The organism is Sphingobacterium sp. UBA5670 (assembly GCF_002420705.1).
Taxonomy (GTDB): domain Bacteria; phylum Bacteroidota; class Bacteroidia; order Sphingobacteriales; family Sphingobacteriaceae; genus Sphingobacterium.
The window spans coordinates 81,833-94,247 of record NZ_DIIM01000019.1 but is presented as its reverse complement, the minus strand read 5'-3'; the positions used below and the strand labels follow the sequence as shown (position 1 = coordinate 94,247).

Sequence of the window (12,415 nt, the reverse complement as noted above, 5' to 3'; positions counted from 1 at the left end):
ATCTACACCTATATAACCCCACAATAAATGGAATTCGAAAAGTCGCCTTCAAGTGTATCCCATATGTTAACATAAACATGGAGATCACCTGTTTTTCTGCTTATCTCCTCAAATTGCAATGAACAGGAGCCCTGATTTACTTTTGCAATGGAGGTTCTCAAATGCGACTCGGTATCGAATCCTATGAGTCCCAGATTGATTTTATATATACTGCTTTTATATTGATCATCTACAGTCCAGCTAAGATCAATCCGATCGCCATCCAAGCTTACTTGACAGTTGGCTAATGGGGTAAGCGGACCTGAAAATAGCAACAGCTTTTCAGGGTTAATGAAAGGCTTATTCTCGGCATCCAGTTCAAGAGTCTCTTTAAAAATGTGGCGCTGTGCCAATTGGAAAGCTCCTACACGACTTCCTTTTTCCGCTAGCGATTGATAACCAAACTCAAGAATTCTTTTATTCCATGAGGCAAACTTACCTGCAACTTTCTGTTTTTCTCTATTTAGAAGTTCGGCCTCACTGGGTGGAGACGTTCGTTTTCTTTTGCCACCGCGTATGATATTTTGGCCATTCAATAGATAAGCACTCACAGAACCAAATTTCCCAACAATAGGGCCGTTCGGACCATTTTGTAAAATTGCCATAATGTTTCTCTCCTCAGTTTATAATGGTATATAACTTATTACCAAGTTAATATCAAATTCTCTATTAACAGAGGAGTAACACTATTATTACAAGGATATAGCAGGGGGTTAACAGGGGTAATACCCCTGTTAACCCCCTGCTAACCCCGAGTTATTCCCCTGTAATTACCCTGTTAATATAGGAATTGGTATTATATAGGTGTTTATTTATATACTAGACGAAGCAAATTATTTTTAACAGGGAATACGATAAAATGACTAAGCTCGTATACTTCACTTTTTCCACATGATGTTAATAACTTTGTTGAAAACTCAAAAAACCTCCCGATACTGCTTGATTACCTTTTCTCCACGAAGCAATTTGGTCATACCACACCAATGCCGCTACATAATAGCAATCAGGACAGGTTAAAGGCACATCAACCTTTGTTTTATGCGTTCATTTAGATAAATTGACTAAAGATGTTCAACCACCAGCGAAGATGTCTTATCGTTAAAGTTTAGGATTGACAGATCAATAGCATGCCCTGTTAACAGCACAGAATTTCCTGTAAAATCTCCATTCTCATAGAGTGTGACTTTAAAACCATTTGGAACGCTGATACTGCTTAATTGGTCATTCGCAATACCCAATCCTTGCAAATCAGTAAGGCTGTAGTTTCCAACGCTAAGCTGTTTATACCAGCCACGGAAAGGAGTATCACCATATAATGTCACATTTGCCGCAGTCGAAGCACTTAACGATGGCCCAAAAGAATTAATATAGTAACGCAAATCAGTATATCTGGTGAAACTAGGATTTAACTTTCTCAGGAAACCGAACATCTCGTTCTTCATAATCGCAGCCATCTGGACAAAAGCATAACTGGATCCTGCCGCATTAAATGGCTTATTATAATCGGCTCTAGTTTTATCGGGAGCCCATTCTGTATTGACAAACTCAAGATGAATATTATTGGCAGGGTCCATTACATAAGGCGACATAAACGAAACCGCATCAGCAATAGATCCTCCAAGCACAGGGCTGTCATTGGAATTGATGCGCAAATTTACCCATTTTGTCGCACGGTGATTAACCAAACTGTCAACCGTAGCACGCCCCCGTTTAATATACAGGGTACGGCCAATCTGTCCCATAAATTCCATATCATAAACATGGTAGGCAAATGCATCACGCCCTAGAAAATCCACGCTTGCGCCATCAGCGCGGTAGTTTTTATTATGATGAGTACTAAAATCTGAAGTCGCTTGGTTAATAAGCGTTCCGTCATTCAGTATATAAGCGATATCAATCATCAGAAGGTTTCGGATAGTTTCCCAATTATTTGTTCTGACCGATTGAGTTTTGTAAAAGTTATATCTTGTATGTAACCAATTGTCGATCGTCGTCCTACTATTAGCATCAATTTTTGCACGAATAAGTGAATATCCGGTAAAAAATGGAAGATATATACTTTCATCAGGCGTCTGGCTTATTGCTACATTAATGGTTGCCCAAGAAAGGAGGAATTCCTTCGCCTTATCAACATATTGCCCCGCGTTTGACTGCTCCTGAAACAAAAAATATTGTAGGGCCAACGAATACACTTTAGCTGCATCAGTCTGTACTTTGTTTTTGCCATCGGGATCTGAAATTTTTGCAACCGGAGTAGGAATTGCATTTAATGCATCATTTGCTTTGACGGTAACTTGATTGTTAATTAGTGTTTGAGCGGCAGATGATGTTGTGAGATCAAGCTTGATCGAGTCAAAGCTAATTTTATCCATGACTAGGTTGTCATAAAAGTTTGACACTGATGCTGTGTAATTAATTTTCAACTTTGGTCGAAGTCCCACATCCTGTGCTTCTTTAGATTGAAAGTCAGAATAAAATGAAGTAGAGCCGGTGATTTTTCGCTGTGCGACAATCTTAATGGACAATTTTCTGTCCGAATCCAAAGCTGCTTGAAGCACAGAGACGGGAATATCAAAATAGACAATTCCATTTGTAACTTTCAGTTTTCCATTGATCTCTCCAAGCTTTTCCCCTGTGGCTGGCGCATTATTCCAATTGATCGTTTTCTCACCCCAATCTTTTTCCAAGGTTGTGTAGTAAAGCCACTTGGCATTTGCTGTATCCGCAGCACTAGCCACCCCTCCAGCCAATTCAATCCGTACCGACTGGACACTAGTAATATTGCTGGGCAATGCGGTCAGATCAAAACGCAGATAAATATCTCTTCGATAACCTGAGGCGTCATCTTTGGCAATCAGCCAACTATTATCACCATAATTTGTACTGGCATTGGCCCCATCCTGAACATACGCATCTGCCGCAGGCAAAAGGCTGACCTCATTTGCGGAATCAAAAGTAGCCGCTTTTTTTTGCAGCTGAGCAATAGAGCTTTCCAGCTTCAGCATATCCTTATGACAGGCCATCATTGCCGAAAGTGTACTCATCAATGCGACTGCAATGAATCTGAGTTTACTGTTTGTTGTTCTCATTCTTTGTTAGATTTATGATATTGGTAATTTATAATTGGAACAATATGCCTTTAATACATCCGGGAGATGTAGATCATATTGTTTATCTATCGCTACTAACGGAACAACCCTGAACAAGAGATTGTTCCAATGAAAATTTTCTTTGGTTATTCTTTGATTGGAATAGCAATATTCCAAGATTTTTTTCCTTTATCAAATCCTCCCGGTCCATCCATCGTTGCGAAAAACATACAAATAGGTTTACCTTTTTCAAAGAGAACAAATGGCCGTTCCAGCTGCCCCATGGTAATCTTCTGACCATCTTCGAATGTTAATGTTCGTGAATACGCCTTTTTTGTCGTATCCATTTTCCATTTGATCCCATCCGAGGAGTGAAAAAGTACACCAGCATGATGTTCTCCTGTCATCTTACTGGACATATCTTTCATTAAAAGATGTAATCCCTGTTTATCTTCCCAAAGGAATGGGTCCTCAAATTCACTATATTCTTCATTACTAAATAACGGCAAATCATTATTGAGTACTGTAAATTTATCGTAAATAGACTTTGCATAGGCAATACCTATCCTTTGCTCGCTCTGAAATGGATAGGTCTTTCCATAGCTACGTCCTTTAAAAACGATAAGAACAGAGCCATCTTTCCGGATCAAAGGAGCCGGGTTGGATGTTAAAAAACTATAAAAAGTATTTGGTTTGGTATCCAGTATAGGCGCATCATATCTTGTCCATGGGCCAGTGATTGCATCTGCTGTTGCTATACCAATACGTTTATTGGATCGTCCGACGGTTGCATACGGAGAGTTTAATGTTAACTGCTCCGCTGATGAAGGATCATCAAAAGGATGCGTTGATCCCATGTAGAAAAGAACATATTTATTGCCATATTTCGTTATGCTTGGATTATGCGTCGATCTTCCATCCCAATATTGAGCCCCTCTAGCAGGCAGTACAACTTCTTTAAACCGATAGGGACCCTCGGGTTTCTCTGCCTCTGCGCGAACGATTTCCGATGCTACCATCCATGTCGGATGAAACGGAAATTTCTTTGGCCAACGAGAAGCAAACATTTGATACATTCCCTTATCATCTTTGATCACCGAGCCGCACCACACCCAATAATCTTTCATCGAAAAACCACTGTCGTATTTGACCCTGGCAACTTTACCATAGAAAGGATTAGTCTGCTGTCCGAATGCGAATAAAACATTTACACATACAAGCATACAAATAAAGATTGCTGTATATAATAATCGACCAGTAATATGTTTTTGGTTCATGATCTCTTGTTGCCTGATAAAACATTCTTTCTAAAACTTACTGTATTCAAGAGAGTCATCATCTTGCCTTTAAAACAAAAAATCCTTTATGCTTCAAAGGCAAGTCTGATAGTTTCTATGGCTTGATTACCTTTTCTCCACGGAGCAATCGATCATACCGCACCAATGCCTCTACATAATAGTAATCGGCATAGGTTAAAGGCACATCAACCTCTGTTTTATGGGGGATTGAACCAACACTATGTTTCAAGATATAGCCACCTGCTTCTTTAAAATCTGCTTTGTACGGTTTAGACGATAATGAACGTAACATCTGCTCAGCTTTCGAGATATACAGCTGGCTTTCACCTCCTGTTGTGTATTGTGCCAGTTCCAACAAAGCCGAAGCGGTCACCGAAGCTGTCGATACATCACGAAGATCTTTCTGACCATAATATTTACTATCCGGAGTAAGTTTGTTCTGGTCCATATCCCAATAAGGGATCAGATCCTTTGGAAGATTGGGATGGTTCAGATAAAACTGTGCAATATGTCGAGCTTGTTCCAAATATTTCTTGTCGCCGGTCTCGCGGTACATCATCGTATAACCATACAATCCCCAAGACTGTCCCCTAGCCCATGCAGATTCGTCAAAAGCACCTTGGGCAGTCTTTCTCGAAATAATACTTCCATCTTGCGGATTGTAATCCACGACATGGTAGGAACTATAATCTTTTCGATAGTGGTTTACCATCGTCGTATTGGCATGTTGCACCGCAATATCACGATAACGCTTATCACCTGTCATTTTGGAGACTTCCGTCAGAAACTCCAGGTTCATCATATTGTCGATGATTACCGGATAAGTCCAAGGCTGGCCATCCCAGTTTTTTCCACCGTCCCATGATCGAATCGTTTTCGGTGCTTCATGGAAACGTGTTGCCAAAGATGCTGCTCCAGTACTTAAAATTTCTTTATAGGATGTCGAATCCCCTGTCAAGCGCAATGCATTACCAAAGCTGCAGTACAACATAAAGCCCAAATCATGTGTTCCCTTGTTGTTCTTCTCCTTCTCGAGTTCTTTTAATTTGCTTTTTGCTTCCATCAAAAGCTTTTCATCCTTGGTATACTCGTATAAGTATAACACTGTACCGGGATAAAACCCAGAGCACCACCAACTTGAACCCCAATTTACATATTTACCATCTTTATAGGTTGTAGGCATATCCGATTCACCGATCGATGCTGCAAGGTAGGCAATTTGTTTATGTGCATCTTCTAAATTGGTACGGACAAATTCTTTGTCAAGCCCCAATTTCACTGACCCTATGTTTCGCTGACTGGAACAGGAAATTCCCTGCATGCCTAGCCCGATCATTAAAGCTCCCGTAATATAGTGTTGTATCTTCATTTTATCCAATCCTTAATCTTTTGCTTTTTTATTCTTTTTTCGTTTAATAACTTACATAATAGTCCTTGGGAAATTGCTCAGCATTCCAGCATTTTTGGGAAGTCCATGGTTGCGGGGCACAGGTCCAGAACTCATCGTCTGCCGGTAATCCCAAAGGCAAGAATGACAGGGAGGCCACATACATCGAACCTGCGTTTGTATAGTAATCTGCGAGATTGGATTGTTTGTCACCTACCACTCCCATACGCAGCCATCCTGAGGGTGCAAATGTCTTGTCAATATAAATATGTCGAAGTATCGTGGTCAATGCAGCCCTAACCTGTCCCTTTGAGATATCTTCGGGTAGCTTATTTTCTAAGGCAACTGTTGCTAGCGGCTGGAATGCGGCATTTTTATAAGTTGAGGAGCGTCCAACAACGACATAATGACCTTCCGGAGAGATCATGCGTTCTAGGTGATGCGCATAACGCTGCATTCGTTTATAGGCTCGCTCATACATTTCCTTGTATTTTCCTCCCGCTGAAATGTTATGACGCAGTGACTCCACCTGCATACAATGGATCACATAACCATTGTAGTGGTCAAAACTAAAATGGACACCATCACTATACCAGCCATCCCCCACATACCATTCCTGATCAAATTTATTGACCGCATAATCGATCTTTTCCCGTGCACATTCCTCTCCTATGCTGTAAAGAAATGTTTCTGTCATTGCCGCAAAAAGCAGCCAATTACTTTCATTGGGCTTGATCTTCCGTAGCAGTTTAAACTCTTCGACGACTCTTCTCTTTGTCGTTGGGTCCAATGGTTCCCATAAAGCTTTTGGGGCTCTCAGAAAAGCCAGTGCAAGATGCGCTGCATCCACAAGGGTCTGAGATGAAGGTCCTCGCCAAGTAAAATAATCCGGAGATTTTGGATCTACACCATACTTTATCCCCAGTAGCGCCTGGTCGCGTAATTGCTTGCGTAATTTACCTTCCTCAGTTGCATCATCCGCTAATGCCAGCCAAGGTGCCATTCCAGCCAACAAACGCCCAAAGGCTTCCAGGTATCCAACGCCGGGATCCCTACTATCAAAAGTCGGGCTCACCTCCATCGGCATATTTTTACGCCATTGCTGTTTACTGATATTGCTCAATATGGGAGCTGCCATCTTGTGTAAGATAGATACCCAATAAGCCCGGTCATTTTCGGTAGAATTTCTTTTATCGTCTAAACTGATTGCCTTTGCTTCCACTGGTAAAGACGCCGTTAATACACCAACGCCAGCTCCGCCTAACAATTTTAATAGGAATCTTCTCTTCATCGATAATGGTTTATAAATTAATGTGAGCTAATTAACGCTACACAAAACATTAAAAATCTTTATTTTACGTTATAAAAGCAAGCAAAAAGAAATCAATCGCTCCAGCAAACGATTGCATAAGCGATTGATAACAACTTTTTTACGTGAAAGCGTTATACCAACTCTCCTACCAGCCCGTATTTTGCGTCAAGCTTGTATTTCGTTGTCTTTCTACTTCAGGAATTGGCCAGGTCAACAATTGATCACCCAGATAGGTGTATTTATCGACAATTGCTCCCCAAGGTTGCTTATTGCCCGCATTTCCGTTAAAAACTTGGTCTTTCCAAGATTTCCATCGCAATTCATCGAAATAGATAACACCCTCACCGAAAAGCTCCCTTCTACGTTCATTACGGATACGGCTCGTCAAATCAGCTTTATCCTTCACAGTCGTAGCAACCGAACTGTTCAATAATCCAACTCCTGCTCTGCCCCGGACCTCATTCACCTTATCTACAGCTGGGGCCGTTTGTCCCTTTTCATTTAGTGCCTCAGCCCACAATAAAAGAACATCTGCATATCGTATCACCGGATAATCTATATCTCCAGCGACCCGGCTCGGAATAGGTGGCTTTCCACCTTCATAGACAAACTTACGTGGAATGTAAAAGAATTGGCTCTCCATATCGGTTCTTAAATCAAAGACATTGCCCAACTGCTCGACATGCGGCCATCTGGAGGTGAATGTCTGATCGGCGGAACCATTCATCCCCACAAAAGTTGAATAGGGTAGAATAACGTTTGCACTTAAACGCGGATCCCGGTTATCGTAAGCCTTTTTTAAGCGTTCTTCATTACCATTATTTAAATACAATCCGAAATCGAGCCCCTTAGAAACCAAATCATTGTATTTAGCTGGCTTCTTGTTATCATTTGCAACTTTCTCTACATTATTTCTGACAAAATAGATTTCTCTCTTTTCGGGTGCCATGGCACTATAACCAGGGATTACATCATCCCAGTTAAATTTACTGCCATCCTTATTTTCATACAGATCTACAAAATCAGGACTAACCATATAAGTATCCCAATTGGAACCAAATGCTGAACGGCTACCGAAGTAAAACTGCATGGTTGAACCATAATTGTCCAAAGCAATGTTCTGAATAGAGAAAATCATTTCATCAGACTTCTCATTCGCTGCGGTAAATAAAGCTTTGTAATTAGGGAACAGTTGATGTCCTGCATCCTTAACTGCCTGAAAATCCGCAATGGCCTTATCCCAATCCTGGAGATACATATAAACTTTTCCACGGAGTGCATAGGCTGCAGACTTCGAAATCCGACCAAAATTCTTATCTCCCGCTGGGAATTTCGTTGGCAGATTGGCCTCAGCTATACAATCTGTCAGATCTTTAATAATAAAGTCCCAAACTTCTTTTTCCGTATTTCTAGGTTTAGTAGCCTCATTAAATTTGATCGGTGCGTCATAAATAGGTACACCCCGATAAAGTTGATTTAGTCTATAATAGTAAAAAGCCCGTAAAAATTTCACTTCCGCGAGCAAACGCGCTTTTTTCTCTGGAGCCGAAGGTGAAATATTACTGATTCCATAGATCGCATCATTGGCGCGATGCACACTTTCATAAAGCTCTTTCCAGACATCTGCAAAAAGCGATGTCGACGTATTGGCCGTTGCATTTAATAATACGTCACCTCCTCTGGGGATCAGCGTATTGGAAAGACGGTCATATTGATAGAGTTCTCTATTATTTGTACCACCAGTTGCATATCCAAAGCGTAAGGCCTGATACACACCATTTACCCCAAGATCGGTATAATTATCTGTCGTCCACATCTTATCCTCTGGCACCTGTGTATTAGATGTGATATCCAATAAATCCTTTTTACAAGATCCTAGTGTGCCTAAGAGAATCGCAAGCGCAGATACACGCCAAGTATATTTTTTACAATATGTAAATACATTTTTTATCTCTATATCTAATATTTTCTTCATGTCTTTTTAGTATTAAAATCCAACATTCAACCCAAATGCATATTGTTTCATCGTTGGATATTTAGCGCCCGCCCCGATTTCTGGATCAGCACCAGGGAATTTCGTAAACATCAATAGGTTCTCACCAGAGAAGTAAACACGCAGATTACGTACATGCAGTCGTTCCGTCAGTTTACTATTGAAAGTATAGCCTATTTGTAGGTTTCTCAATTTGATAAAATCTGCTTTGTAGAGGTAATAATCGTTAGCCGCATTATTGATGGATTCACCGTTATATTTCAGGCGTGCATAAGATCCAGTGATATTCGTACGAGGATCACTCGGATTTGCCGGATCATAAAAATAATGATCATCTGCTACACGTTTTGAGATACCATTTCCATCACGGACAATATTGTTGCTATACCCCTCATCGTTCCAATAATATTGTAAATTTCCTTCACCGGACCATAACATATTTAGGTCAAAACCTTTATATGCAAACCCAAGATTAAGACCATAAATATATTTGGGAATATTGGATGTTCCAGTAAAGTCTAGATCATTCTCATTGCCATATATCTTGTCTCCATTTAAATCTGCATAAAGAAAATCTCCATAATACAATTGTTCTTTACCCAAGGTATTTACAGGCGAAAAACTATAACCTGCGGCCTTCATATCCTGTACCCATTTATAATCAGCTTCGGTACGAATCATACCGTCACGAGGTCCTCCATTCGGATTGACTGCGCCACCGCCCAAATAATAGCTACCATCTCCTTTATAACGTTGTCTGACATAATATTCTTGATACATATGCCCTTCCAAATTTCGTTGGTTTGTACCCACCGCATTGGAAACCTGTCCAATATTGGTACTATAGACACTTGTACCATTGACATCATTCCAGCCCCTGTTCAGTTGACCTTTAAGTTTCGTTATTCTGTTTTTATTGTAGGCAAAATTACCGCCGATATTATAGCTGACTTCCCCAATTTTGTCTTTCCATGTCAAATTTAGCTCTATCCCACTATTGCGCATCGAGGCTGAGTTGACAATGGGAGGAGCTGTTGTACCGGCAGCTAATGGCAACTGATCCGGAACTAGAATTCCTGAAGTCAATTTGTTGTAGTAATTCAACTCCACATAGGCCTTTTTTTGGAATGTCGAAAATTCCAGACCGGCTTCCTTATTCTCACTTTCCTCCCAAGCTAATAACCTATTTCCAAATCTGCTAAGCTCTAGGCCTCCAACCTGTGACCCACCAAAAGAATAACCCGCGTTACCGAAGAAAGCAAGTGCTGGAAAATAGTTTTCATTGTTCGGATCACCATTGTTCCGGTCATTCCCTAATTTACCCCAGGATCCACGTAGTTTGACATTTTGCACATAAGGTTCAAGCCCTTTCATAAATGACTCTTTGGAGAGCAACCATCCCAAACCAACGGACGGGAAATAACCAACTTGCTTATCCTTTCCGAATTTAGAGGAAGCATCTCGGCGTAAATTCAATTCAACCAGATATTTTCCATCAAAATCATAGTTTACGCGACCAAAGAAAGAACGCATACCAGTCTGATATTCATTACCGTCAATGCTGTTCATCTCATTTGCAGTACCGATATTGGAAATTGTTGGATCGATAACACCTCTTTTCGAGGCAGAAAATGTGTACCATTTTGTTTGGAACTCATTATGCCCTAGCAATGCACCAATATTATGCTTGCCAATACTTGTTTCATAGCGGAGTACATTATCAAATGTAAGTGTACGGAGATTCTCATACCCTTGAGATAATGTTAATGTACTAGCTACACCCGCAGGATAAACGATTTGATTGGTCTCAAAACTGTATTTATCGACCGGGATTGAACTACCTGTTTGTTCACGCGAACGCATTTGATAGTTAAACTTGGTTTCGAAAGTCAAGCCCTTGATGATCTTTAGATTGGCAAAAATGGTTGAGTTAAAATTTGAAACTTTATCCATTCCCTGAGGCTCATACAAATATTGCATCAGATTGTTCAATTGCACCGACTCTTCCGCTGCTACAGCTCCACCAAATCGACCATCGTACATGGGATATACCCCTGGTGTAGACTGTCTTAAGAAATTATATAAATTATCAACGCTAGCTTTTTTCCGATCTTCGGTTGACGCAAACATATTCGTACCGACAGTCAACCTATCCCCAATCTTGGTACTTATATTCGTTCTCAATTCATATTTTTTTGCCCCTGTATTTTTCATAATCCCAGGATTATCAAACATCCTTCCCGAAAGCATATAATTTGTCGATTCAGAACCTCCAGTTGCAGAAACATTATGACTTTGGATCCAGGCAGAATTATAAATCCAATCCGTCCAGTCGGTATTTGGGTAAGCTATATAATTTGGTAAGCCAGACGCCGCCATTATACCATTTGGATCTGCATTAGCCTTTCGCCAAAGGTCAATTGTAGATTCGGCATATTTGGCCGGTTTACCTAAATTGAACGTTCCCTCATTCATTAACTCCATGTGACGTACATAGTCAGACACAAACTCCGGCGTACCCATAGGTTTGGTTCGAGAAAGGATACCTGAATAGTTCAATTGTGTTTTCTGGTTTGCTTTTCCTTTCTTAGTCGTGATCAAAATAACACCATTGCCGGCACGGGTACCATAGATTGAAGCCGAAGATGCATCTTTTAGAACTGAGATCGTCTCAATATCATTTGGATTTACAGCATCCATTGTTCCCACAATCCCGTCAATCACAACAAGTGCCTCCGAATTGTTCAATGAACCAACCCCACGTACGCGAATAGTGGCACCATCACTGCCAGGTCTACCTGTACTTTGTTTAACCTGTACACCAGCTGCAACACCACTTAGTGCAGTAGAAACATTCGTCACCGGTCGATTCTCTATTTGCTTTGCATCAATCGTACTTACAGATCCTAACAATTTCTCCTTTTTTTGCTTTCCATACCCAACCACGACGACTTCGTCAATGACAGCACTCATTCCATCCATCGTAACATTAATGACACTGCGTCCATTAACAGCTACTTCCTGGTTTTGATAACCAATATAGGAAACGACAATTGTTGCATTGGAGCTCACTGACAATGAATAGGTACCAGTAGCGTTTGTGGAAGTAGAAATACTTCCACCTTTTTCTCGAATCGTTACACCCGCTAAAGGTGCTCCTTGACTGTCTGTAATTCGCCCCGTAATCGAAATTTTCTGCTGTGCCATACCCGCACCCACAGTAAACATCATCATAGCAGACAGTCCAACTTTGTAAAACTTTGCCATACTTTAGGAAATTAGTTTTATAATAAAATT

7 protein-coding genes are annotated in these 12,415 nt (G+C 40.7%); all 7 read right to left on the bottom strand.

From position 1 onward, the window contains the following. Window positions 1–8: 8 nt before the first annotated feature. Entirely contained in the window at window positions 9–644 is a 636-nt protein-coding gene (locus B3C94_RS16335; protein WP_293905551.1) for a hypothetical protein, read from the bottom strand. Between the two features lie 456 nt (window positions 645–1,100). After that, window positions 1,101–3,128 (bottom strand): DUF7594 domain-containing protein, encoded by a 2,028-nt coding sequence (locus tag B3C94_RS16330; RefSeq protein ID WP_293905549.1) that lies wholly within the window; start codon window positions 3,126–3,128, stop codon window positions 1,101–1,103. A 146-nt stretch (window positions 3,129–3,274) separates the two neighbouring features. Next, complete coding sequence (locus B3C94_RS16325) at window positions 3,275–4,405, bottom strand: glycoside hydrolase family protein (RefSeq protein WP_293905547.1); 1,131 nt, start codon at window positions 4,403–4,405, stop codon at window positions 3,275–3,277. 115 nt (window positions 4,406–4,520) lie between these two features. Next, a complete protein-coding gene (locus tag B3C94_RS16320; protein ID WP_293905545.1) occupies window positions 4,521–5,795 on the bottom strand; it encodes a glycoside hydrolase family 88 protein in 1,275 nt (424 codons plus the stop codon). Window positions 5,796–5,838: 43 nt separating this feature from the next. Further along, window positions 5,839–7,104 (bottom strand): DUF2264 domain-containing protein, encoded by a 1,266-nt coding sequence (locus B3C94_RS16315; RefSeq protein ID WP_293905543.1) that lies wholly within the window; start codon window positions 7,102–7,104, stop codon window positions 5,839–5,841. A gap of 166 nt (window positions 7,105–7,270) precedes the next feature. After that, complete coding sequence (locus B3C94_RS16310) at window positions 7,271–9,100, bottom strand: RagB/SusD family nutrient uptake outer membrane protein (protein WP_293905541.1); 1,830 nt, start codon at window positions 9,098–9,100, stop codon at window positions 7,271–7,273. 12 nt (window positions 9,101–9,112) lie between these two features. Then, window positions 9,113–12,385: a SusC/RagA family TonB-linked outer membrane protein gene (locus tag B3C94_RS16305; protein ID WP_293905538.1), complete on the bottom strand. Its 3,273-nt coding sequence runs from the start codon at window positions 12,383–12,385 to the stop codon at window positions 9,113–9,115. Window positions 12,386–12,415 lie beyond the last annotated feature (30 nt).